Here is a 23,583-nt window from a genome sequence, read left to right as displayed (position 1 = left end):
GTCCAGGGTTTGACCGTCGATTTTTGCCCAGAGAGCGGAATCTGGCATCCAACAGGTGCGGACGCCCGAAAGAGTCTCAGCTAAACCCCAGCAAACGATCCGGTTCGCGGCTCGTCCCGGCCAGCCTAGAACAGCCGGTTGTAGCCGTTGAGCGCCGCGACTCGATAGGCTTCAGCCATCGTCGGGTAGTTGAAGGTCGAATCCAGAAAGTAGTTCAGCGAATTGGCTTCGCCCTGCTGATACATGATCGCCTGGCCAATGTGGATAATTTCCGAAGCATTTGGGCCAAAGCAGTGTACGCCAAGCACCTCAAGCGTCTCGCGGTGGAAGAGGAGTTTCAGCATCCCAATCGACTGGCCGATGATCTGGGCTTTGGCGAGATACTTGAAATTCGAATTTCCGACTTCGTACGGGACCTTTTCCTCAGTCAGCTGCCTTTCAGTTTTCCCGATACAGCTGATCTCCGGGCTGGTGTAAATTCCTGCCGGAATCTCTTTTGCAATTCGCTGATCCTTCTCGGTCGCATGACCCAGAATCTGTTTACCTGCTGAGCGACCCTGAGTGTAAGCTGCCGACGCCAGCGAAGGGAATCCGATCACGTCGCCAACCGCGTAGACGTTCTCGACAGAGGTCTGAAATTTTTCGTTGACTGGAATGTAGCCCCGATTGTCAGGCTCAATGCCAACGGTATCCAGTCCGAGATCGTTGCTGTTTCCGGTTCGCCCGGCAGCCCACAACAAGCAATCTGTTTTGACTTGCTTGCCGCTTTTCAGATGCGTAATGACACCGTCTTCTACGGCTTCGATTCGGTCGAACTGCTCGTTGTGACGAATCACGACGCCGCGTTCCCGCATGTGATAGCTCAGCGCGTCCGAGATTTCGTCGTCAAGAAAGTCCAACAGTCCGCTGCGGCTGTTGATCAGATTGATCTTGATCGAAAGGTTGCGAAACATGGACGCGTACTCGCAACCGATGACGCCGGCACCGTAAATCGTCATCGATTTCGGTTTGTGGTCCAGTGACAAAATCGAGTCGCTGTCGAAAATCCGCGGGTGTGCAAAGTCAACGTTCGCCGGGTGATACGGGCGTGCACCAACTGCGATGACGACGTGAGTTGTCTTGATCGTTGGTCCGCCTTCGACCTGAATCGTGTTGGCGTCTACGAATCTGGCATGTCCAGAAATAACTTCGACATTATTTCGGCTGTAGAAAGTCTTTCGCATCGACTCCTGTTTGGCGCTAACATCGGCCGCCGTTTTCGTCAGCTGGGCAATCGTCGGTTCAGCCTTCACGCCGCAGTCGATCAGCAGCGGATTGTTCAGTGATTCAGTCAGCCGAAAGATCGAAAATCGAAGCGCCTTGCTGGGAATCGTGCCCCAGTGCGTGCAGCCGCCGCCAATTTTCTCATATCGCTCGATCACGACGACGCGTTTTCCCTGCTTGGCCAGCTGCATTGCAGCCCCTTCGCCGCCGGGACCGGATCCGATTACTACGACGTCTGCTTCCAGATTGATCATGTCCTGCTTTCGCTTTCACCAAGCCGAGTTTTTCTTGAACGCATGTTTTAACTCTGTGCGCTGATTACCGCAATTCGACGTGCCGATTCGAAACGGGGCTTCGCGCGATAGTTACACTTGTCGAAAACGATCGAGCGAAAGAAAGTCTATTTGCGAGTCGCACTGCCCGTCGAGCATCTCAACCATCCGATGCCCCAGCACTGGCGTGAATTTGAAACCGTGTCCCGAAAGACCGGTTGCGAAGGCGACGTTAGCGTGTTGCGGATGCCTGTCGATGATGAAGTGTCCGTCTGCCGACATGGTGTACATGCAAGTCGAGCTATGCACGAGTCGATGTTTGCTGTGGTGCAAGCGGAGATCCATGAAAGCTTCATTTCGGTTCAGATCGTCCTGGTCGACTTTCCGATCGAGTCCGTCGGCGTCCTCCACAACGTCGCCTCCCGTGTGACGACAAACTTTCATGCCGTGGGAATCCAGTTCCGGAATACAATAAAACTGCTCGCCATCGTCCTCTTCGATGAACACAACCGGAAAGTCGTTTACGTACTTTTGTTCAATCCGGTCGATCTGATACCAATTCTGCTGTTTGGAGATGACGTTCAGTTCAATGTTAATTCCGGGCAAGAATCGAGCTGACCACGCTCCGGCACAAATGGCCAGTCGGTCAGCACGAAACGTTCCATTTTCTGTTCGAACTTCAAGGCCGCTTTCTGAAGCGTTCCAGTCGACGACCGTGCAGTCGCTGATCAGTTCAGCCCCGCGTTTTTTCGCCTGAGCCAAATGTGCTGCGACGCAGTGTTCTACGCGGAGGAATCCGGCTTCAGGTTCGAACAATCCGATGTGATCCGGCTGAACGTTGAGAATGGGAAGGCGATGGTGAATCTGCTCTGGCGTAAATTGCTCCAGCTTTAAATCGTGCTCTTTCGCGCTCCGCAACACGCCGTTAATGACCTCACTTTCTGGTCGGCCAATTTGCAGCACGCCCGCCTGCTCGAAAAGTGGCTTGGTCTCTGGTCGCGTCCGGTGGCGTTTGTTGAGTTCGTCCCACCGTTCGAACGCTTCTTCCGCCAACGGCACGTAGTTCGGGTGCTCAAAGTAGGCTTTGCGGATGATCCGCGTCTGACCGTGCGAGCTGCCTTTGTTGTGAGCCGGGCCAAACTGGTCGATGCCTAGCGTAGTCCAGCCCTTCTTCGCAGCGTGGTACAGCGTCGCGCTGCCGACACCGCCAAAACCGATCACGATCAGGTCGTAGTGCTTCAAGGATGACATTCGATTCGCTAGAAGTTTGGAGTCGGCGGGCGATAGTGTTCCATCTCGATAGTCCGGAACCATTCGATCGTTTTCTCCAGGCCTTCCCGAAGAGGTACTTTCGGTTCCCAATCAAGATGTTTTCTAGCCAACGTGATGTCCGGCTGTCTTCGCGTTGGGTCGTCCGGAGGAAGCTCGCGATGGACCAGTTTGGACTTGCTGCCAACGATCTCGATAATCAGCTCAGCCAGCTCAAGGATCGAATACTCGCCCGGATTGCCAAGGTTGATTGGTCCGACGATGTCGTCAGGAGCATTCATCAACCGAAGAAAACCTTCGACCAGATCATCGCGATAACAGAAAGATCTCGTCTGGGAACCGTCGCCAAAAATCGTGATGTCTTCGCCGCCAAGTGCCTGACGAATGAAATTGCTAACCACGCGTCCGTCGAACGGATGCATGCGAGGACCGTAAGTGTTGAAGATTCGGCAAACTCGAATGTTCGTTTTGTGCATGCGGTGGTAGTCAAAAAACAGCGTCTCTGCAGCACGCTTTCCCTCGTCGTAACAGGCACGAATCCCGATTGGATTCACGCAACCACGATAGGATTCGGGCTGTGGATGAACTTCCGGGTCACCGTAAACTTCGCTGGTCGAAGCCTGAAAAATCTTGGCGTTGCAACGTTTGGCCATGCCCAGAAGATTGATCGAGCCCTGAATGCTGATCTTCATCGTCTTGATGGGATTGTACTGGTAGTGACCGGGTGCTGCGGGACAGGCAAGATTGTAGATCTCGTCCACTTCCAACAAGATCGGGGAAACGATGTCGTGTCGAATCAGCTCAAAGTTTGGGTTGTCGAGCAGGTGGACAACGTTGGATTTTTGACTGGTGAAAAAGTTGTCCAGGCAAATGACATCGTGCTTCTGTTCGACGAGCCGTTCGCAAAGATGAGAGCCGAGAAAGCCGGCGCCTCCGGCAACGAGGATTCTTTTGACCAGCGGCATGGCGGTGCCCTGCAATTTATGGGTTGGCGAACAACGAAAAAAACCTTCCTGAAGTTGAATTCAGGAAGGCTGTTTTGTCAAAGGGTGCAGCGTCGCTGGCTGCTACTGATTCGCCAATCGTGACTAGCGACGTCGACGGACGCCGATCAGTCCTGCAACCGCGAGGATGACGACCGAGCTTGCTGGTTCCGGAACAGCGCTTATGACCCGGATGACACCATTTGAAGACGGGGCGACAATTTCGTCAACGTTATCAATCCCGTTGCGGAAGTTGGTGTTAAAGATGTCTCCGCCAATGTCGATTCCCTCAAAGCGGATGTCGATGGTCGTGCCGGCGAGGAACCCAGTCGTATCAAAAATTAGTGTTCCACCAAGGCCGTCGTCGGTTGCGACCGCTGAATCGATGTAGTCAGCCCACAGCAAATCAGTTTGACTGGCTTCCAATCCGCCACCGCGAACTCCGCCTTCGAAGATCGTGCCTGGTCCGAGGTCAACGCCCGTTAGACGCGGACCGGTGTCGCTTCCGCCAATGACCGTGCCGCCATCGCCAATTTGAATCCAAAGTTCAAAGACGTCGTAGTTCTTGCCGGCAATGTCGTTGATGAAAAAATCAACTCGTTGATCAGCCAGGTTCTCGATCAAATTAATGTTGTTGTCGGTTCCAAAGGTCAAATTAACTTGTTGAGCTTTGGCCTCGGCACTGAACAAAGAGACGGAAAGTGCCGCCAGTGCCATGAATCGCATGATGTTACGCATGAATAGATCGCCGTTACGAATGTGTGGATAAGAACTGAGGAAATGGTGGGAGCACCCTCAAATCTATCGAGAGTCCTGGATAACAGATAGTAAATTAGGGTTGGCCATCCAACAATCAGATTTTCCCGAACAAGGCAGAAAAGCATGCTGGGCTGGTACACTTGCTGGCTGAAGGTTCGAGCTGTGACGATAATGTCAATTTTGATTGAGGTGAAACAATGTCAGTTCTGGCGACAAAAAGCATACGTCTCTCAGTCATCTGCTCCATGCTCTGCTTATTTTTCAGCTCCACAGAGATCGCATCCGCCCAGCGTTCCACGGTCGTTGCAAAAAAAGAAGTCAAGCAAGCCGGACTGCGCCCGATGGCGATTCCGCGCGGAAGCCGAATGATGTCGAACGCGGAAGTCACGGTCAAAGGTCGATACCTGTTCTACAACAATTGCAGCTTTGATGACCTCAGCGATTACGATGCGATCGCGCCTGACAAGGAACCATTGTTCGACGGAGCCACAGCCACCAAGATCAACTATTCCAGTTACTTGCTCGGAATCAACGGGATCGTTGTCGACTTCGAATCCCTCAACGGCGAAGTCGATGTCGATGACTTTGAGTTCAAGGTCGGAAACGAGGATGATTCTGATAGCTGGAGTTTGGCTCCGGCTCCAGTATCTATCGAGACAGATTTTGGTGCTGGAGTCGAAGGATCCGATCGTGTGACGATCATTTGGCCAGACTCATCGATCAAGTTGACGTGGTTGCAGATTCGTGTGCTCGGCAATACGACGACGAAGCTTGCGGCAGACGATGTGTTCTATTTTGGCAACGCGGTCGGCGAAACCATGAACTCGGACGTGGACGCTCGTGTCGACGCGGACGACGTTAGCGCTGTCCGCTCAAACCTGTCGGGTTTCTTTAATGTCGACATCGAGAATCAGTATGACGTTGACCGCGATGGACGCGTCAACGCGACAGATGTGAGCATCGCCAGAAACCACCTCTCTGGTTTCTTTCCATTGAAGTTGATTCAGCCCAGTTCTTCGGAACGACCCGGCATCGGATTTAATCGGGGCGTAAACTTCGGCAACATGCTTGAGGCGCCAAACGAAGGTGCCTGGGGGTTGTCAGTCGAAGAACGCTTCTTTGATTTGGTTGTCGAGTCGGGCATGGACCATATACGATTGCCAATTTCATGGACGCACCACACTTCGCAAACCGCCCCATATGCGATCGATGAAACGTTCTTTTCAAGAGTCGACTGGTGCGTCGATCAGGCGGTGTCAAGAGGGCTGAAGATTATTGTCAACGTGCACCACTATGACGAACTCAACGCCAACCCGGTTACAGAAACGCCGCGGGCGATTGCCATGTGGGAGCAAATCGCGACTCGATATTCTGGACAGCCGAAATCGGTTTACTTCGAGGTTCTCAACGAGCCGCACGCCGCGTTCAACACGAATCCTGCGCTTTGGGGCGACTATCTCGCAGTGGCACTGGCGAAAATTCGCGAAACCAATGCGACACGAAAGGTGCTTGTCGGGGGCGTTTCGTACAACAGCATCGGTGGCTTGTTGAATCTTGATCCTCCCGACGATCCGTATCTCGTGGGAACGTTTCACTTCTACGAACCGTTCGCGTTTACACATCAAGGGGCCGAATGGGTAGACCCGTCGCCGCCGGTTGGAACGCTGTGGATCAACGATCGAGTAAGCTTTGGCAGCCGTTGGCAGAGCTGGTCATGGAACACGACTTTCACACCGACGATTGGTTCGCTGGGAATCGAGTATACCGAAGGATGGGCAGGCGCCCGATTCCATGCGACGACTCCCGTTGCAGACACCGACACCCTGAAGTTCACGATCGACGCGGCCATGTCTCTGAGGGTTTCGCTTCGCGATTCAGATGACGTTGAGGTTTTCGTTGAAGACTTTCAAACGACGAGCGGCACGAACGAGTACTCGTTCGAATTCAGTTCCTCATTGCCGATCAGTGATATCACGATTCAGAACCTGACGCCGGATGCCCAACCGCAGTTCCAGCTCAGCAACGCAACGCTCAACGGAAACGACGTCACGGTGCCGCTTTTGGCATCGGAAGAAGACGCGATCGCCAATGCGTTTCTGCAGGCCCAGATTTGGTCAATCACGCACGGAGTTCCGATTCATCTGGGCGAATTCGGGGCCTACAATCCGGCCGATATTGACTCGCGAGTTCGCTGGACGACGGCTGTGCGTGATTGGTCGGAGACGCTGGAAATTCCATTCACGTATTGGGAGTTCGGTGCTGGATTTGGCATCTATGATCCCAATGGAAATGCTTGGCGAACGCCGTTGATCCAGTCCTTGGTCCCTGAGTTTACGCCGTAGTTGTGCCGCGACGTTCAGTTTGAAATGGCTGCTTTCTTGTGTTGGTCCACGTCGCTCCAGGCCAGGCAATAAAATTCTGGCGGACTCCGGCACGATCACGCTGACGAATCGGCTGAGACTTCATCGCGTCAGAAGTCCAGCCCTGCTTCAATACTTCAATCGCCCGATCGAATTCAGGATACGTCCGGCAGCCGACATGCCGCTGAGAAAGGCTCCTTCAACTCGCGGGCCTCCCGCCCAATCGCCGCACGCCGCGATTCCGGCTTGTGGGTCGAAAAAGCATCTTGATTGAGCCGGGTTTTCAGGGATCGCAAACTTCCAGCGGTGGGCTCGAAGTAACGTTGGGGATCGAGCGGCGATGGCAGAACATTTCCAAAACGCATCGAGGGCGATTTCCGCGACCTCTTCAGGATCCCTATCCCAATTTTCGGCCGTCCATTCGTGTCCCAAATGCAGCACCAAATCTTCGCTCTGTTTCTGCCTCGCTGGTTTGCTGCTGTTGCGTGACACCCACGTCAAAATCGACTCATGAACGAATGCTCCGACCCAATCGTCGGCGATCGGTTCAGTGAAAGAAGCCATCACGGCCCAACACGGATTCATCCTGATATTGCGAATCGCCCCGCAAATCTCTGGATACTGCCGCAGCAACTCTGCCGTCTGTTTCGCCGGCGCGGAAACAATCAGCCGATCAAATCGCCCCAGCAAATCACCGTCATCTCTGAACAGTCGCATTGCTGATTCACGAGCTTCAATTCGCCCGACGCGAGTCGACGTTTGCACATCCAGCCCGCTGGCCAGATGTTTGCAAATGCTGTTCATGCCTGGCTGGCCGACGAATCGCTCGTTCGAATCCTGCTTGATCGATTTCTCACCATTGTTGAAAACCGCGATTTGGTGCGAGGCTTCGCATTCCGGGTTCGGCCAACGTCCGACAATGCCCTGCTCGATCCATGAATCAACGTAGCGACGAAAGCGGGCATCACGAACCGTGAAATATTGTGCTCCGTGGTCGAAACGTTGGACGCCGTCGATACGCCGCGTTGACATTCTCCCACCGACGCCGCGTCCTTTGTCAAAAACAGTCACCGGCACGCCATGGTCGGCGAGCGTTCGTGCCGCAAACAGTCCGGAAATTCCGGCTCCTATCACCGCGACACGAGGCACGGGGTCGAATCGAAGCGCCGAAACCTTCTGGTGAAACTTTGCGACGTCCAACCGTTTTGCGTGATCGGAAGTGCTGCGTGAACGGACGGTTCCAAAAATTTTCGAAGCGGGCTTGAATGGACGATCGAACTGACCAATGCACCAGAGCAGTCCGCCATACGATGCCGGATCGCGCCCGTCGAGCGCGTAGCGGTGGTTCAAATCGATCATGAACTCTAGCGCCCGTTGCGGCGTTTCGGTCCAATTCAGAATCGCTTTGCCCCAAGTCATACGCACGTTGTTGTGCAGCTCGCCCTGTCGCAGCAACGACCGTTGAGCCGCGTTCCAAAGCGCGTCGTCAGTCTGTGCCCGCGCCAGTTCCTCCCACGAGTAAATGGATTCGCGTGGGTCACGTAGGTGTTCTTCGAGCGTCTCCTGAGCCCAATTCGGAATCGCGGACCATTGGTCGTGGTCGCTGCGATGAAAACAGAATCCGTAGGCCATCTCACGCCATATCAAAAGCTCATCAAGATACTTTTCGCTACCGGCATTGCAGACCTGTGCGGTTTCTCGAGCGATTCGAAACGGCGAAACCATGCCGTAGTGAAGGTAAGCCGACATGCGGCTGACTCCGTCAAGCAAAGCGTTATTGCGCTGCCTGGCGTATCGCGACATTCCGTGTTCGCGGAACTGAACCCAACGCTCATAGCCCGCTTTCGATCCGCCAACGGTGTCCTGAATTGGGCCAACTGAATGATCGATAGCACACGCTGCAACCAGCTCACTCAGCCGGCGTGCCTGAAGGTCGACTGGCTCGAACGGTAGATCTTCAAGATCGAATTGCTTTGGCCGGTCCCGGTTCGTAGAGTCTTCGATCGCTGGCCACGGTCGGCCCAGCCGTGATTCATACAGCTCACGAGTCGCGGAACGAAACTCGAACGCTCGCGTGTGAGCTTTTTGAACCAACTGCATGGGAACGATGCAGGCCGTGTCGACGCAGAGAGTCAACGTTTCGATCTGGCCGGAAAGTGCCCGCAAAAATCGTCGCGGCGGATCGACTGGCATTTCTTCGGTAACGACGACGGCAGCGTCGCGGCCAAGCGTGATCAAATGCGGTTGGTCATCGTCCGGTGTCGCGAGATGAAACGCGTAGGAAATGCCACGTTCACGAAATTGCTGCTGAACGTCGCGTGCTCCTTCGAGCATAAAAGTGTGGTGTCGGTCGGAGGCATATTGATAGTGCTGCGAAATCGCTTGATAAACCAACAGCGGTAAATCAAGTTCTTTGGCCAGCAGGATGGCGACATCGATCGCAGGATTCTCGTCCGCGCGCACTGCGGTTCTCATCCAGTAAAGCACGAATTTGCCTTGGCGGTCTCCTTCCTGAACAACGCGTGTCCGCTCAAGCAAATGCGGTGGCAAAGTTTGAGTCAAATCAGAATTCAGTGCTTGCTCCATGGCAAATTCACGTCGCCGCCGCGTCTAAAAGTTTAAAGTTTGTGAGCCGCGATGCCTGGGAATTTCGCATCATGCTGCGGTCTGGCTGGTTGCTCCTGATTCATCGCTGGAAAGCAGAACCGTGCTTCGTCTATTGAGGTTAACTGTCCGTTTGGCGAATCAGGTTCCGAAATAGTCGTCGTCAAATCCGTTTGCGGCGTTCTGTCCGCCAAACAACAGGTTGCTTCTCACATCCACATCGGGATCGTCGAGTGGACGCGCGTCAGCAAATCCGTAGCGGGCTCGCGCCTGAGCCAACGCCCTGCTCTGCTTTTGCGAAAGCTGCTGCGGTCCGCCGATCGACATCGAAAGCAGAATCGTCTTGCACGCCGAGTCCAAAATTTCGGTCATCCAAAGTGCTTTCTCAAGATCTTCGGCGTATGTGACCACTCCGTGATTCGCCAACAGGATCGCATTGGTGTGTTTGACAAAAGGAGTCACCGATTGAGCAAATGCGTCGGTGCCCGGGACTTCGAATGGAGCCAATCCGACTTCGCCAAGAAATAACTCCGGCTCGGCCAGCACGCCGCAGGGAAAAGGTCGATTGGCGATTGCAAAAGCCGTCGCGTGAGGAGCATGTGAATGGACGACAGCACGGATATCGGGTCGCTGTCGAAAGATCTCCAGGTGCAAACGAATCTCGCTGGTTGCTTTGCGAGCGCCAGAAAGTTGATTCATCTCCAGATCGATAACGCAAAGCTCATCAGGTTCCAGGAAGCCTTTGCAACGCATCGTTGGCGTGCACAAAACGTTTCCATCAGGAAGCCGAATTGAAAGGTTGCCTTCATGCGCCGCGACGAACTCACGTGCATACATGCGACGCCCGACCTCGCACATCAACGTTCGTTCGTTTGGAAAATGACTCATTAGCTAACTCCCAACTCGCGAACAATTGACTCCACGGCAACCACTGCCTGATCGATTTCGACTTGCGTCGTAAAAATGCCAGGACTGAAACGCACGGTTCCTCCGAACGGAGTCGAGCCTATTTTTTCGTGGATCAGCGGAGCACAATGCAAGCCTGTACGGCACTCGATTTCGAACTGGCTGTCGAGCAGCATGCCAGCCGTTTGGCAATCAAGTCCTTCAATGTTGAAAGAGATCGTGGGCGTCTGCACTTCGGCCGGACCGTAAGTGATGACTCCCGCGATTTGCCGAAGTCGATCGGCCAGCTGTTGGCTGAGGACCGAAAGCGAGCTGCCCTGTTCTGAATCCGCCGCGGAATTGCCAGTTGGCGGTTGCCAGTTTAAAGCCGCCTTCAGTCCGGCAATTCCCGGGACGTTGAGGTTTCCCGATTCGAACTTTTGCGGCATCGCTTGCGGCTGTTCGATCTCGTTGCCAGTCGAACCGGTGCCACCGAAGCGGAGCGGAGAACAATCGTCAGCGACCGTGCCGTCGACGTACAGGAATCCAGTCCCCAGCGGTCCGAGAAGAGCTTTATGTCCGGGAGCCGCCAGAAATTGACACTGGATTTGTTGCACGTCGATTGGGTGATGGCCAATCGTTTGGGCCGCGTCGACCAGAAAGGCGACCTCTTTTGAGCGACAGATGTGTCCGGCTTCCTTCACTGGTTGAAGCACTCCGGTGACGTTGCTGGCGTGTGTGAGGCAAACCATTTTCGTGTTCGGCTGGCAAGCCACTTCGATGTCGCGAGCATCAACAACGCCGTGTTCGTCACAACCGACAACGGTCAGTTCGACTCCGTGGTGGTGTTGCAGATTCCAAAGCGGTCTGAGCACCGAAGTGTGGTCAGCCGAAGACGCGATCGCGTGGTCTCCCGGTTTAAGATATCCGAGGATTGCTGTGGACAGGGCGTCGGTTCCACTGAATGCGAAAGCGACTTCGTTTGCAGATTCCGCGTTGATCCTGTCGGCGATGGCCGTTCGAGTCTGAGCCAACAGACGTTGCAGATCGTTGGCTCGTTGGTATCGCCCTCGCCCTGCTGAAACGGCGTATTCGCGGTTGGCTCGATCGATCGCAGCGTAAACCGGTTCCGGTTTGGGAAAGCTGGTCGCTGCGTTGTCGAGATAGATCGGCACGGCGTTGGGCTTAGGCGAGCCTGTCCCGGACTCAAGTTTTAGGAGGATGATATTTGGTTGAGAGATGGTTGTCAGCCTGGGACAGACTGACCTACTCAAACAGTCTGGGACAGACTGGCCGCTCAAATAGTCCGAGACTGATTGAACTGCTCAGGCAGTCCGGTGCAGCTGAAACGCTGACCGAACTAAACCGTCCAGGTGTCGCCAGACGCAAACAGTTTGGCCAAATCTCCGTCGCCCTGCTCTTCCCGAGCGTCAACCACCTGCTGGTTGATGCCTTCGTCGTATGTTTGACGTTCGACCGCACGGAAAACACCGATCGGTTCCGGGAACTCAGGATGACGCATCCGGGCCAGCACGTTTGCAAGATGAGGCTGAGTCGATTTTTCGTCATGGAACAACAAATCGTCAACCGACACGTTGCCGTCAAGCTCGACCACTTCCGGTTCGAAACCGTTGAGGCGAATGCCTTTTTTGCCGTTGGCGAATACCAATGGCTTGCCATGCTCGAGCACAACCGTCGTCTCGTCCTTGGTCTTTTTCGATTTCGCGTATTCCCAGATCCCGTCGTTGAAAACGTTGCAGTTCTGGTAAACCTCAACAAACGAAGTTCCTTTGTGCTCCGAGGCTCGTTTGAGCGTCGCAACAAGGTGCTTGATATGCGAATCCACACTGCGGGCGACGAACGTGCCTTCTGCGGCCAACGCAATGGACAGAGGATTCAACGGATGGTCGATCGAACCGCGGGGCGTGCTCTTGGTGACCTTGCCGATTTTCGAAGTCGGCGAATATTGTCCCTTGGTCAATCCGTAGATGCTGTTGTTAAACAGAACGATGTTGATGTCAAGGTTACGACGGATGACGTGCATCAAGTGGTTGCCGCCAATCGAAAGCGCGTCGCCATCGCCGGTGATCACCCACACGTCGAGTTCCGGTCGCGTCGATTTGAGCCCGGTCGCGAACGCAGGAGCACGACCATGGATGCTGTGCATTCCGTACGTGTTCATGTAGTACGGAAAGCGGCTTGAGCAACCGATACCGGAAACGAACACGGTTGATTCCTGCTTGGCGCCGATATCGGCAAGCACTTTCTTCATCTGGGCGAGAATCGAATAGTCGCCACAGCCAGGGCACCAGCGGACGTCCTGATCGGATTCGAAATCTTTGGCTTTGAGGACAGGCAGTTCAGTTGACATGATGTTGCTTTGTTGATGTTGCAGCTTGTGCCGCGGCGAAAATGCGACGGTAAATGGATATGCGACGGCTTGAGTCGTCACGAGCAAGAAGTTTCACTCAGGCAATCGCTTCGATGGCTTCGACCAGTTCACTGACCGCGAATGGCTTGCCTTTGATCTTGTTGAAGCCCTTCGCGTCGACCATGAACTCGTTGCGAATCAGCAATCGAAGCTGACCGGTGTTGAGTTCCGGAATCAAAACGTTGTCGTAACGCTTGAGGATTTCGCCAAGGTTTTTCGGGAACGGGTTGATCCAGCGAAGATGAGCGTGAGCAACCGATTTGCCGTTCGCCTGGCAGGTTTTTACAGCCGTTCGACATGAGCCATAGGTTCCGCCCCAACTCAGAACCAGCGTGCCATTCTCAGGGCCATCGACATCAAGTTCGTCGATGAAGTCAGCCGCCATGGCGATTTTTCTGGCGCGGGTTTCGACCATGTGCTGATGGTTGTCCGGGTCGTAGCTCACGTTTCCGGTCCCGTCTTCTTTCTCCAGTCCGCCAACGCGATGCATCAAGCCTTCGGTGCCAGGAATGGCCCACGGGCGAGCAAGATTTTCGTCTCGCTTGTACGGCAAGAACGGTTCACCGCTGAGCTTCTGGCCCGACGGATGCGAGACAGGAATTTTTGGAAGCGAGTCCACTTCCGGAATCCGCCACGGTTCGGCTCCGTTGGCAATGTAGCCGTCGGAAAGAATCATCACGGGCACCATGTACTTCGTCGCAACTTGCCATGCCTCGATCGCAGCCTGAAAGCAATCGGCAGGACTGCAGGCTGCAATCACTGGCAACGGAGACTCACCGTTTCGACCGTGCATCGCCATCAGCAGGTCGGACTGTTCCGTCTTGGTGGGCAATCCTGTACTTGGGCCGCCGCGTTGTACGTCGATGATGATCATCGGCAATTCCAACATCAACGCCAACCCCATGCCTTCGCCCTTGAGCGCGATGCCCGGTCCACTGCTGGTCGTGACCGCCATCGAGCCGCCGAATGCCGCGCCAATCGCGGAGCAGACGGCTGCAATTTCATCTTCGGCCTGAAAAGTACGCACGCCAAAATTCTTGTGCTTGGAAAGCTCGTGCAGAATGTCGCTGGCTGGCGTAATTGGGTAAGAACCGAGAAACAGCTCTTTCTCGCTAAGCTTCGCCGCCGCGACCAGGCCCCACGCCAGAGCCTGATTGCCCATCACGTTCTTGTAAGTTCCCGACGGAAGTTCAGCAGCAGAAACCTGATAGGTCGAAGCGAAATCTTCAGTCGTTTCGCCATAGTTCCATCCAGCCTTCAACGCCAACCGGTTGGCTTCGGCAACTTCAGGAGCTTTCTTGCCAAACTTGTTGTCGATAAAACGCAGCGTCGGTTCCACGTCGCGGCCGAACAACCAAAACACCAAACCCATCGCGAAAAAGTTCTTGCAACGATCCGCGAACTTGGTCGACAAACCGGTGGACTCAACGGCGCCGCGTGTCAGTTTCGTCATCGGCACATGGATGGTGCGATACGGATCCGTCGTGCCGTCTTCGAGTGGGCTGACTTCAAGCTTGGCAAGCTTCAAATCTTTGGCGTCGAAGCTGTCCGAATTCACAATCAGAATACCGGACTTTTTCAGATCGGAAATGTTCGTGATCAGCGCTGCGGGATTCATGCACACGAGTGCATCGAGCCCGTCGCCGGGAGTGAAAATTTCCTCGGCCGAAAACTGAACCTGGAATCCGCTGACTCCGGCTCGCGTTCCGCGCGGGGCACGAATCTCAGCCGGGAAGTCCGGGAACGTTGCAACGTCGTTTCCAGAAAGTGCGGACGTGTTGGTCAGCTGGGTTCCCAACAGTTGCATGCCATCGCCTGAATCGCCAGCGAGACGAACGGTAACGCCGGAAACGGACTCAGACGGTTTTTGAGTTGGGGGAAACTGATCGGTTGGGAGAATCATTGTTTGGGTGGCAACAAAGCCAATGGGGGATCTTTAATGCAGACAGTTCGTGCGCGAAGCGACTCATGGATTGATAATTATTAGCCAGGGTCTCAAGAGTGCATTCGGCGGCCAGTGCAGGTTTCGTTCAGCAACAATTTCAGAGGGTGCGGCATTTGAGCAGGTTTCGTGAGTGAAAGCTTGCCACCGTGGTCCGCCGAAGCTGGCTTTTGACGCTATATTAAACCCTAAGCATCCAATTTCGGAAGGGGGATTTCTCTGCTAGAATCCCGCTCCCGCGTTAAATTTCAAACTCTTTAAACCCAACTTTCAGGTCGAAATCCCAATGGAACGATCCCTTGTTTTGCTCAAACCCGACTGCGTCCAGCGACGGCTGATCGGAACCATTATTTCGCGTTTTGAAGCTAAGGCGATTGATATCGTCGCCATGAAGCTCATTCAGATCTCACCGGATCTGGCCAAACAGCACTATGCAGAGCATTGTGAGAAACCTTGGTATCCAGGTTTGGAAGCGTTCATCACCGGAGCCCCCGTCGTTGCGATGGTCGTTCAGGGACTGGACGTGATCCGCGTCGTGCGTGAAATGCTGGGAGCCACCAACGGCCTTGAGGCCGCTCCCGGAACCATCCGCGGTGACTTTAGCAGCAGCCGTCAAATGAATCTGGTTCACGCGTCCGATGGAGTCGAAGCTTCGAAGCGGGAGATCGATTTGTACTTTAGCGATTCAGAACTCTGTGCCTATGACGTCGCACTGACTCCGTGGTTCCGTGCTGAGGACGAATAGTCCACATCGTTCCGGTCAGCAAACGTGGTGGCGGCAAACAGAAGCAAATCTGTTGTCGCTTTCACGTTATTTTTTTGCGCTGTCATCGCTTTGGCCGGAAGTCGCGTCGGTGATGTCAATCGTGATTTCACCATCGTTCGCCAAATCTTCTTTGCCCAACTCAACGATCTCGCCCGTAGGCCACGCAACACGAATCGTGGAGATCGGATTTTCATCAGATGCATAGACCACGATTTCACTCGCGGACTGAGACAGGTAACTGCCGCCAGCGCGAACTTCGTGGCGCTGAATTTTTCCATCGCCGAACGTGACCGTAACCTGAGCGCCAATTGAACGCGAGTTACCTTTCGCACCTGAAATGGTTAACTTCCAGAACGATTCCGGATTGGCTTGATTGATCAGCGTTCGTGTTTTGCCGGAATGCACACAGACGATTGCGTCGAGGTCGCCGTCGAAATCGAGATCCGCCACTGCCAGTCCGCTTGAATCCTGCTCCAGCGAAACACCGCTTTCGCCAGGCCAAACGAAGCTGAATTTCCCATCGCCATCGTTGGCCAACAATGCACCCAGTCCTCCATCCATCAGGCCAGTTTCGGGCTGGGCTCCAAAGAAATTGTTGGCGATCAAAATGTCGATGTCGCCATCGCAATCGTAGTCCAATACCTCGACTCCAAAACCGGGGCTGGTCTGAGCCATCCGGGGAAGCGGCTCGACGCGAAATGAATTGCCGTCATTCCAAAAGATCGACGATTGCAAGTAGTTGGCTTCTTTGAAAGCAGACTGCCGTCCGTCCACGTCGTAGATCTCAGCGAGCGGAGCGGACGCGAAGTCCACAAACTTTTCAAACTTCTGGCCGACAAACGGCATTGCGTTCGAAAGGCTTTTCAGCCCGCGAACCGGATATTCAGTGTCGCCTTCGAAATGTGATTCAATTAAATCCATGCGGCCACTATCGTCAAAGTCTCCGAAGTACAGACGAATCGGGTGGTTCGAGTCCGCTCGATACTTCGTGTTCAGCCCCTGATTGGTCGCCACGAAATCGAGGTCTCCATCGCTATCGAAATCACCGGCGGCCAAGCCTCGCCACCAGCCCGTGAAAGGAGCGACGCCCAGACGTTCAGTCGCATCATGGAACTTGCCGTCGTCGTTCTGGAGAAATCGGACCGGCCCCCATTCCGTAGCCAACACAAGATCAGGCCAGCCGTCGTCGTTGAAATCGGTACACACGACCGAGTTCACGATTCCCGCGGTGGCCAGAGGTTTGGCTGATTTCCAGCTGACGTCGACAAATGTGCCTCGTTCGTTTCGCAACAATCGGGTCGGAGATGCAATCGGATATTTGTGCGGGATCGAACGCGAGCCAACAATCAAATCGAGGTCGCCGTCGCGATCAAAGTCCAACGCCGCAGCGGTGCTGGAGCTCACGCCAGTGCGCGGAAGCGATCGTTCGGCGTAATCGAAAACTTCTCCTTGCTGGTTCAAATACAGCCGATCGCGCAGCTGCTCGTGCCCCAATTCGTACTCCGAACCGCCGCTGGTGACCAGCAAGTCCTGATCCCCATCGCCATCGGCGTCAAAGAAGAGAACTCCCATGTCGTCCTGCAGAAAATGCTTCACCCACGGGCCATCGATTTCTTCAAAGATCGTCGCACCGCGGTTGACTCTCAGCGAGCCTGGTCGATTGTTGCCGTTTCCAGTGAACACGTCAGACAATCCGTCGTTGTTGATGTCACCGAGCGCGATACCCGGACCCATTCGCGACGTGTGATAGGGCAGCAACGGTTGCCGAGCGAAGTCGTCATGTTTTCCGTCCTGATGCTCGAACTCAACCTTCAGCCCCGTTTCGGATTCCAAAAACGCCAAATTTGCGACCTGCTGTTCTGGCTTTGCAGGAGTATCCAATTGCGTTGCGGTTTCAATCGCCAGATAGTGCTGCCCAGCTTCGAGCTGTTCGAACTCCTCAACGTTTCCTCCGGGCCAGGTGATTCGCATCCGATCAACCGTGGAGGCTGCTCCCAGTCCAAAATGCAACACGGGTTCATCTGACGAAAGGTAACCGCGAACAGGCGACAGGTGTTTGGTTTGAAGTTGGCCACCGCACCACAATTCAACTTTGGCGCCATAGCCGAACGTGTTACCAGATGGGCTGCGCAGCGACAGCGTCAGCCGATTTCCTTCCTGTGAGTCATTGCGATAAACAGATGCCGGTTCGTAAAAATTGTTGACGACCAGATCCAGATCGCCATCGTGATCCAGATCCGCCATTGCGACCCCGTGGCTGATGCCTTCCAGATCCAAACCCCATTTTTGCGACGCATCTTCGAACTCAAGGTTTCCGCGGTTTGCAAACGCCATGTTCTTCTCTCGCAACGGCGGAACGTTTTTCCTTGCTTCCAACAGACTATCGATCTTTCCCTGATCTTTGAGCCTGGCCAAGTTGCCGACGATGTCTGCATTCATGCTGTCGCGAGCATGCCCGTTGGTGACAAACACGTCCAGTCGCCCGTCGTTGTTGAGGTCCGCAAATCGCATTGCCCAGGTCCAGTTCGTACTGGAGAGACCTGTCATCTGTCCAACGTCCATGAACTGACCAGATCCCGAATTCAAATAGACTGCGTTTCGCATGGTCTGTCGCGGAGCACCAAATTCGAGAAACCAGGCAGACTCGTCAACGTTGCCGCGATTCAGCATCTGACGGAAATGGGAACTGGGTGACATTTCGCCAACCATCAAATCGACATGGCCATCGTTGTTGAGGTCTCCCTGGTCGCTGCCCATCGAAAACCACGGCATGTGTCGGGTGACGGAGGGAAGCGAGTCAACGAAAGTTCCGTTGCCCCGATTCTGGAAAAGTCTGTCAGACTGCCAGGCGTCGTTGGCGACGTAGAGGTCAGGTAGACCGTCGTCGTTGTAGTCCAACCACGTCGCCGAAAGTCCCATCGCGTGATCGATGATCTGTGCTTCGGCAGTCACATCAGTAAAGAACCCTTCGCCGTCGTTGCGAAACAAAAAATCACTCTGCCCGGATTCCTTGATCTTGCCGTCGACGAATCCGAACGCGTTTCGATAGTCGGGATGGATGTAAACGCGGTCTCCAATGGTCATCGTCTGAGGTGTGCGACTGTCTGTGGTGTCGCGATAGGTCACGACATAAAGGTCGAGGTCTCCGTCCAGATCGTAATCGCAAAAGCTGCCGACTTTACTGGCTCCGGTTTTGCCAATCCCTCGCAGCGCCGCTTCGTTAGTGAACGTTCCGTCGCCCTGGTTGATGTAGAGCAGGTCCGCACTGGCCATGTTGCAAACAAAAAGATCCAGATCTCCGTCATTGTCGACATCAGCGAAGGAGGCTCCGGCTGCCAACGCGTCGTTACCCAGCGTTGAGCCATCGACTCCCGCAGTTGCTGTCACGTCTTCGAACTTGAATCCGCCCAATCCACGGTACAGCTTGTTGGGCCCCTCCGCAGCCAGCAGGTACACGTCGGCTTCTCCGTCGCCGTCGTAGTCCCCGATCGCGACGCCAGAACCGGTTTCGATCAGGCGATTGTTTTTGTTTCGCGGGAAAGTGTTGGTGAATTCGATTCCAGAATCGAGCACCAACGAAAATTGTGTTTTCGCCTTCGCGCTGTCTGCTGAAGCATTGGCAGAATTAAGCTTGCGGCGAAGCAGTCCATCACGAAACGGATCGAACCCGTCTGTCGCAACCGTCGGCTGGCGAACAGCGTTCTCGGGCTCGCCTTCGACGGGCGCTTTTTCGGATTTGGAACAGCCGGTAGCAACGGCTACGAGGCAGGTAAGCGTAACAAGCAAGAATTGAGTGCGACCAGTCATGGCTACATCTTGCGCATAAAAAATGGACGCATCAACCGGATGCGTCCATTGAATATGATATCAACTACAGGCTTCTGCGACGAAACGCGACGGTTCCGAGAAGACCAAGTGCAAGCAAAGACAACGAAGTCGGTTCAGGGACGGCTGCGGGGCCGGTGAATGAGAAGTTGTCGATCGACACGCCTGTCACGTCGTTGACGGAGTTGATTACCAAAGGAGTCCCTGCTCCATCTTCAACGTCATTGTATCCGGTCGTGAAACCGCCGTAGAGCGTTGTTCCGGAAGCGTACGTTGTCGCCGCCGAGTATGTGTGGATGACGGATCCGCCAGCGTCGTACAGGTTGTAGTCGGCATCGTAAGTTGCTCCGTTGTCGGTCAGAACGATTTCCATCTTGAACCAGTCGCTCGTTCCGGCAGTCACGCCATCGACCAATCCAAAGTTCGAAACGTTGTGCCATCCGTCGATCGCAGCGCCCGGTGCGTTGATGCCAAAGATCTGGCCGTTTGCACCGCGACGAGCAATCGTAAAGTCAGTTTTGGTGACGCCCTGATTGGTTCCGCTCCACCACACGTCGTCGTCGTCGCTGATTTGAAGTCCAGCAAACGCTTTGTTCTGGTTAGCTAATGCATTGCCACCAATCGAAACCTGGAAATCGGCTGACAGTGTCAGGATATTCCCCGCACCAGCAGCAGCGGTCAGGCCATTCTGGTTGATTGCGTTGTAGGATCGCTGAGCCGTCATCACGTCCAGCGAGAGTGCGTTTGATCCACCAACGCCAATTCCCGCCGTATTCACGTAGAGATCTGTTGGTCAGTTCCAGATGCCCATTTAGCGTTCCAGCCACCGTTGCCGCCGTTGATGTTTCCGACCGCCGTGGCACCGGTGTCAAAATCGTCAATTACGTCAGCTTGGGTTGAGGGTCCAAAGTTTACTACAGCCAAAATCAAGGCCGCCAAGAGGCAGGTGCGGTTCATGCGTACTCCATTCAATGTGTCAATGTGTGAGGGTTAGCGGGATTGCCGGCTGCTAATGTTAATACGGATTAACAAACGTTGAACGGCGGAACGCAAATGTAAAGTCGAGTACTTTTCCACCGACAGGACACATTGAGGCTTAGAATCCCCTTGTTGAAGGGGCGAGCGCCTTACTGACAATTGAATGATTGCGGCAGAGTCCAGGTGATCCGGACTCAACCGGACTCAAGCTGCGGCTGAGACTTTGCTACGCGAGCTGCACAACGCTGGCGTCAGGCGTCGCTTTTTCCCGATCCGAAACCCACTTTCGGTTCGCGTTGACGGCACGGTTCTCATGCTCTTCAGGCAAAAGCTCATAGTGCACGTCTCTCTGTCGAGGCTCGAAGCCGAACTCCGAGATTGCTTCGCGAATCTGGTCCAGCGTCAGATAGTGGACCGTACCGGCTTCCGCGACGACATTTTCCTCAATCATCAAACTGCCCATATCGTTGGCTCCGAACATGAGCGACAGTTGCCCGATTTTCAGCCCCTGAGTCACCCAGCTGGACTGGATCGAAGGCACGTTGTCGAGGAACAGCCTGGCGATCGCCTGCATCTTCAGATACTCAAATGAGCCGGCCGGAGGATACTCGGACATCTCCGTATTGTCGGGTTGGAACGTCCAGCAGATGAACGCCGTGAATCCGCCAGTTTCGTCCTGTAAGTCCCGAACGCGCTGCAGATGCTGGATTCTTTCGTCCAGCGTTTCCGCATGGCCAAACATCATCGTCGCACTGCTATGACCACCGAGTTGGTGCCAGACTCGCATCACATTGAGCCAGTCATCGGTCATCACTTTGCCGCGTGTGATTTCGTCTCGAACACGATCAACCAAAATCTCTGCACCACCGCCGGGTAGCGAACCCAGGCCAGCGTCCTTCAGTCGCGACAGGACGTCGTGCAGCGAAAGATTGTTGACTTTGGTGAAGTGGTGAATTTCGGGCGGGCTAAATCCGTGCACGTTAATTTGAGGGAAATGCTGTTTGATGTCGCCCAGCATTTCCTCGTACCAGTCGAGTTTAAACTTTGGGTGCAAGCCGCCCTGCAGCAAAATCTGGTCGCCTCCCAGAGCCACCGTTTCCTCGATCTTCTTGAGCAGAACTTCCCGCGGCAGCACGTAGCCCTCGTCGCTTTTCGGGCCACGATAGAAAGCACAGAAATCGCAAACCGCGGTGCAGACGTTGGTGTAGTTAATGTTTCGGTCGATGTTGTACGTGCGATAGTTTTCGGGGTGCAAACGTCGCGTCACGGCATTGGCAGCCGAACCGAGTGCGGCCAGATCATCGCAAGTGGTCAACGCGAGACCGTCTTCGAAGGTCAAGCGTTCGCCAGCGACGGCTTTCGACAGAATGTTGCTATGCAGTTTGGCAGTCATGGAATTCAAGTTCTGTGTTTTGGGGAACGATCGATAGCCCGGAAGCATATTCAAAAAACAGGCAGAGCGCTCTTTTTTCGTCGGCGCCGAGCCAGAAATGGAGTCGGTTTTTCAGATAGTCCTCGCACTGCTGTTCACTGAGACCGTAGGCGGCGTGGTTTTCTGCGGCAAGCTTGTCCAGTTGCTGCAAGCCGTGGTCGCGAGCACCGGAAAGTAGCTCTGCGAGAAAGTCCAGTTGATCTGCTTCACGAGCAACCCACATCGCGAAAACGAATGGCAATCCCGTCCACTTGTTCCAGACTTCGCCCAGATCCCATTCGTGTTCGAAATCGCCCCGGTCGAGATTCATGGCGCGATCACCAATAATCAAAACCGCGTCGGTCGGTGAATTGCGCCATTCGGCTTCCATCGACAAATTCGACAGCGCCGGTTGGCAATGAAACTTGTTCGCCAAAATCACACGACTCAACGCGCGGCTGGTTCGGGAACCTTCGTCCAAAGCCAGGGTCCTGATTTGTTCAGGCGGAACTTTCGACAGCAGCTTGACACTCCACACCGGTCCGCGGCATCCAATGCAAGCGTCTGACACGATTCGATAGTCCGGATTCAGCGTCGCTTCAACCGATGGGATCAGAGCCACGTCCAACTCTCCGCTGGCAAGCCGGTCGGCGAGGCGACTGGGCAGATCGAATACCAGTTCATAACGGTCGTTGACCATGTCCAGCCCCGACACCAACGGTTTGGTGTTGAGGTAAGAAACAGCTCCGATGCGTTTTCGGCGTTGGGACATTGAGTTGGCTAATTCCGGGATCATTGTCGGTAGCGGACTGGTTTACCAACTTAACCGTACTGCCCGTGGCGAGCCAACCCAAATGAGCGACTCTGACGGTTGCGTCAAGTTGTCCTGGTCGCCAAACCCTGCCAGGCGTTCGGGAAAAGCGGATTTCTCCAATTAGTGGCGTCGATGAAATGCAAACGAAGGGCTCTTTTCGCAACTCAACCGGCACGGCCATGAAAATCAGTATCGCTCCCAACCAGCTATGTTTCATTTTCGCATGTCTCGCCTTCGTCGGCGTAACCTGGTCGGCGGACTGTGGTCAGGCCCAGATCCTGAACAAGCTGCGCAGCGACTACGACACCGATTCGATGATCCAGTACGCTCCGGATGATCCAGCGACGCGCAGCCGATTGTTCAATTTGCAAACGGGCCACGCAGGAGCGTTTTACAATTGCGATGGCGAAGAGTGCAAACGGAACTCGCCTTACATTTGTTGGAAGACCGGGCAGGACGACAAGCTGCATTGTACGTTTTGGGATGTGCTTCAATGGAGAACCGATCGTGATCGAATCGCTCAGCGTATTTGTGATGGTGCTGGAGCATGTTGCAATGGCGGCAGTTGCGGATCGAACGTAGGAGCATCAGTCGTTGAGACGGCTGCCCCGTGCGGATGTGCAAGCTGTATCGCTGCGGCCAAACGTGAGCAAGCCGGTCGGTCGAAGATGGCCGTCGCTGCGAACAAACGTTCGGCTGGATCAGAGCGAAAAGTCTCGCGAACGAACTACGCAAACGCGTCTGCGCAGAAAAGCGGTCTGCTGCGTCCACGCGTCAACGTCGCAGGTTTGGTCGATTCGCCGCTAGCCAAGCAGTCCTCAACAGTCGCTTCTGCGATCAATCAACAATCAGTGGCCGTTGCCAAAAAGAAAGCCTGCGATTGTGCCGAATGTCGTGCAATGCGAAAAGCCAGCGTTCAATCGGCAACACCAACGACTGTCGGAACGAAGCCAACGGCCGGAACCCGCTCAGCTTCATTGCTCGATCGGGCTCGTGCAAGTCGCACGCAACGCTAGGTAGT

At 54.5% G+C, this 23,583-nt stretch carries 17 protein-coding genes; 3 read left to right on the top strand and 14 right to left on the bottom strand.

The window, feature by feature from the left end; all coding sequences use genetic code 11:
* Nucleotides 1-125 precede the first annotated feature (125 nt).
* The 4 genes from sthA to MFFC18_RS17000 form a co-directional block, all read right to left on the bottom strand.
* A complete protein-coding gene (gene sthA, locus MFFC18_RS17015; protein ID WP_075086180.1) occupies nucleotides 126-1,517 on the bottom strand; it encodes a Si-specific NAD(P)(+) transhydrogenase in 1,392 nt (463 codons plus the stop codon).
* Between the two features lie 111 nt (nucleotides 1,518-1,628).
* Nucleotides 1,629-2,786, bottom strand: a complete 1,158-nt coding sequence (gene solA, locus MFFC18_RS17010) for an N-methyl-L-tryptophan oxidase (RefSeq protein ID WP_157665241.1) — start codon at nucleotides 2,784-2,786, stop codon at nucleotides 1,629-1,631.
* An 8-nt stretch (nucleotides 2,787-2,794) separates the two neighbouring features.
* Nucleotides 2,795-3,769 carry a UDP-glucuronic acid decarboxylase family protein gene (locus tag MFFC18_RS17005; protein WP_202907587.1) on the bottom strand — a complete coding sequence of 325 codons (975 nt, stop codon included), beginning with the start codon at nucleotides 3,767-3,769 and terminating at the stop codon, nucleotides 2,795-2,797.
* A 123-nt stretch (nucleotides 3,770-3,892) separates the two neighbouring features.
* Nucleotides 3,893-4,525, bottom strand: coding sequence for a PEP-CTERM sorting domain-containing protein (locus MFFC18_RS17000; protein ID WP_075086181.1), 633 nt, complete (start codon nucleotides 4,523-4,525; stop codon nucleotides 3,893-3,895).
* Between the two features lie 266 nt (nucleotides 4,526-4,791).
* Between MFFC18_RS17000 and MFFC18_RS16995 the strand changes: the two genes are divergently transcribed.
* Nucleotides 4,792-6,888: a cellulase family glycosylhydrolase gene (locus tag MFFC18_RS16995; protein WP_157665242.1), complete on the top strand. Its 2,097-nt coding sequence runs from the start codon at nucleotides 4,792-4,794 to the stop codon at nucleotides 6,886-6,888.
* A gap of 147 nt (nucleotides 6,889-7,035) precedes the next feature.
* Here the strand turns inward: MFFC18_RS16995 and MFFC18_RS16990 are convergent, their stop codons facing one another.
* The 5 genes from MFFC18_RS16990 to MFFC18_RS16970 form a co-directional block, all read right to left on the bottom strand.
* Nucleotides 7,036-9,492 carry an FAD-dependent oxidoreductase gene (locus tag MFFC18_RS16990; protein WP_084417391.1) on the bottom strand — a complete coding sequence of 819 codons (2,457 nt, stop codon included), beginning with the start codon at nucleotides 9,490-9,492 and terminating at the stop codon, nucleotides 7,036-7,038.
* Between the two features lie 159 nt (nucleotides 9,493-9,651).
* Nucleotides 9,652-10,398 (bottom strand): class II aldolase/adducin family protein, encoded by a 747-nt coding sequence (locus MFFC18_RS16985; RefSeq protein ID WP_075086183.1) that lies wholly within the window; start codon nucleotides 10,396-10,398, stop codon nucleotides 9,652-9,654.
* Complete coding sequence (locus tag MFFC18_RS16980) at nucleotides 10,398-11,570, bottom strand: aminotransferase class V-fold PLP-dependent enzyme (protein WP_068267839.1); 1,173 nt, start codon at nucleotides 11,568-11,570, stop codon at nucleotides 10,398-10,400. The genes MFFC18_RS16985 and MFFC18_RS16980 overlap by 1 nt, the downstream gene beginning before the upstream one ends.
* Before the next feature lie 185 nt (nucleotides 11,571-11,755).
* Nucleotides 11,756-12,766: a 2-oxoacid:ferredoxin oxidoreductase subunit beta gene (locus MFFC18_RS16975; RefSeq protein ID WP_075086351.1), complete on the bottom strand. Its 1,011-nt coding sequence runs from the start codon at nucleotides 12,764-12,766 to the stop codon at nucleotides 11,756-11,758.
* 97 nt (nucleotides 12,767-12,863) lie between these two features.
* On the bottom strand, nucleotides 12,864-14,729 hold the full coding sequence (locus MFFC18_RS16970) for a 2-oxoacid:acceptor oxidoreductase subunit alpha (protein ID WP_087149694.1): 1,866 nt from the start codon (nucleotides 14,727-14,729) through the stop codon (nucleotides 12,864-12,866).
* A gap of 325 nt (nucleotides 14,730-15,054) precedes the next feature.
* On the opposite strand from MFFC18_RS16970, the gene ndk reads away from it, so the two are divergent.
* Nucleotides 15,055-15,513: a nucleoside-diphosphate kinase gene (gene ndk, locus MFFC18_RS16965; RefSeq protein WP_075086184.1), complete on the top strand. Its 459-nt coding sequence runs from the start codon at nucleotides 15,055-15,057 to the stop codon at nucleotides 15,511-15,513.
* 66 nt (nucleotides 15,514-15,579) lie between these two features.
* Here ndk and MFFC18_RS16960 read toward each other — a convergent pair whose 3' ends face one another.
* The 5 genes from MFFC18_RS16960 to MFFC18_RS16940 all read right to left on the bottom strand — a co-directional run bounded on the left by MFFC18_RS16960 (nucleotide 15,580) and on the right by MFFC18_RS16940 (nucleotide 22,520).
* Entirely contained in the window at nucleotides 15,580-19,341 is a 3,762-nt protein-coding gene (locus MFFC18_RS16960) for an FG-GAP-like repeat-containing protein (RefSeq protein ID WP_075086185.1), read from the bottom strand.
* Between the two features lie 64 nt (nucleotides 19,342-19,405).
* The gene (locus MFFC18_RS16955) at nucleotides 19,406-20,137 is read right to left on the bottom strand and encodes a PEP-CTERM sorting domain-containing protein (protein ID WP_075086186.1); all 732 of its coding nucleotides are present in this window, start codon (nucleotides 20,135-20,137) and stop codon (nucleotides 19,406-19,408) included.
* Complete coding sequence (locus MFFC18_RS16950; protein ID WP_075086187.1) at nucleotides 20,134-20,316, bottom strand: hypothetical protein; 183 nt, start codon at nucleotides 20,314-20,316, stop codon at nucleotides 20,134-20,136. Before MFFC18_RS16950 ends, MFFC18_RS16955 begins: the two co-directional genes overlap by 4 nt.
* A 247-nt stretch (nucleotides 20,317-20,563) precedes the next feature.
* Nucleotides 20,564-21,730 carry a cyclic dehypoxanthinyl futalosine synthase gene (gene mqnC / locus MFFC18_RS16945; RefSeq protein ID WP_075086188.1) on the bottom strand — a complete coding sequence of 389 codons (1,167 nt, stop codon included), beginning with the start codon at nucleotides 21,728-21,730 and terminating at the stop codon, nucleotides 20,564-20,566.
* Nucleotides 21,711-22,520 carry a menaquinone biosynthetic enzyme MqnA/MqnD family protein gene (locus MFFC18_RS16940; protein ID WP_075086353.1) on the bottom strand — a complete coding sequence of 270 codons (810 nt, stop codon included), beginning with the start codon at nucleotides 22,518-22,520 and terminating at the stop codon, nucleotides 21,711-21,713. The genes mqnC and MFFC18_RS16940 overlap by 20 nt, the downstream gene beginning before the upstream one ends.
* A gap of 221 nt (nucleotides 22,521-22,741) precedes the next feature.
* On the opposite strand from MFFC18_RS16940, the gene MFFC18_RS16935 reads away from it, so the two are divergent.
* Complete coding sequence (locus tag MFFC18_RS16935) at nucleotides 22,742-23,578, top strand: hypothetical protein (protein WP_148618946.1); 837 nt, start codon at nucleotides 22,742-22,744, stop codon at nucleotides 23,576-23,578.
* Nucleotides 23,579-23,583: the final 5 nt, after the last annotated feature.

This window comes from Mariniblastus fucicola, assembly GCF_008087665.1.
In the GTDB taxonomy this organism is placed as follows: Bacteria; Planctomycetota; Planctomycetia; order Pirellulales; family Pirellulaceae; genus Mariniblastus; species Mariniblastus fucicola.
The sequence above is the reverse complement of the archived record's forward strand: the minus strand, read 5'-3'. Positions and strand labels throughout refer to the sequence as shown.

Coding starts and splice junctions, on each gene's coding strand:
- MFFC18_RS17005 (WP_202907587.1), bottom strand. CDS start 3,769: ATGCCGCTGGTCAAAAGAATCCTCGTTGCCGGAGGCGCCGGCTTTCTC.
- MFFC18_RS16935 (WP_148618946.1), top strand. CDS start 22,742: ATGAAAATCAGTATCGCTCCCAACCAGCTATGTTTCATTTTCGCATGT.
- ndk (WP_075086184.1), top strand. CDS start 15,055: ATGGAACGATCCCTTGTTTTGCTCAAACCCGACTGCGTCCAGCGACGG.
- MFFC18_RS16985 (WP_075086183.1), bottom strand. CDS start 10,398: ATGAGTCATTTTCCAAACGAACGAACGTTGATGTGCGAGGTCGGGCGT.
- MFFC18_RS16970 (WP_087149694.1), bottom strand. CDS start 14,729: ATGATTCTCCCAACCGATCAGTTTCCCCCAACTCAAAAACCGTCTGAG.
- mqnC (WP_075086188.1), bottom strand. CDS start 21,730: ATGACTGCCAAACTGCATAGCAACATTCTGTCGAAAGCCGTCGCTGGC.
- MFFC18_RS16995 (WP_157665242.1), top strand. CDS start 4,792: ATGCTCTGCTTATTTTTCAGCTCCACAGAGATCGCATCCGCCCAGCGT.
- MFFC18_RS16950 (WP_075086187.1), bottom strand. CDS start 20,316: ATGAACCGCACCTGCCTCTTGGCGGCCTTGATTTTGGCTGTAGTAAAC.
- MFFC18_RS16975 (WP_075086351.1), bottom strand. CDS start 12,766: ATGTCAACTGAACTGCCTGTCCTCAAAGCCAAAGATTTCGAATCCGAT.
- MFFC18_RS16990 (WP_084417391.1), bottom strand. CDS start 9,492: ATGGAGCAAGCACTGAATTCTGATTTGACTCAAACTTTGCCACCGCAT.
- MFFC18_RS16960 (WP_075086185.1), bottom strand. CDS start 19,341: ATGACTGGTCGCACTCAATTCTTGCTTGTTACGCTTACCTGCCTCGTA.
- solA (WP_157665241.1), bottom strand. CDS start 2,786: ATGTCATCCTTGAAGCACTACGACCTGATCGTGATCGGTTTTGGCGGT.
- sthA (WP_075086180.1), bottom strand. CDS start 1,517: ATGATCAATCTGGAAGCAGACGTCGTAGTAATCGGATCCGGTCCCGGC.
- MFFC18_RS16940 (WP_075086353.1), bottom strand. CDS start 22,520: ATGTCCCAACGCCGAAAACGCATCGGAGCTGTTTCTTACCTCAACACC.
- MFFC18_RS17000 (WP_075086181.1), bottom strand. CDS start 4,525: ATGCGTAACATCATGCGATTCATGGCACTGGCGGCACTTTCCGTCTCT.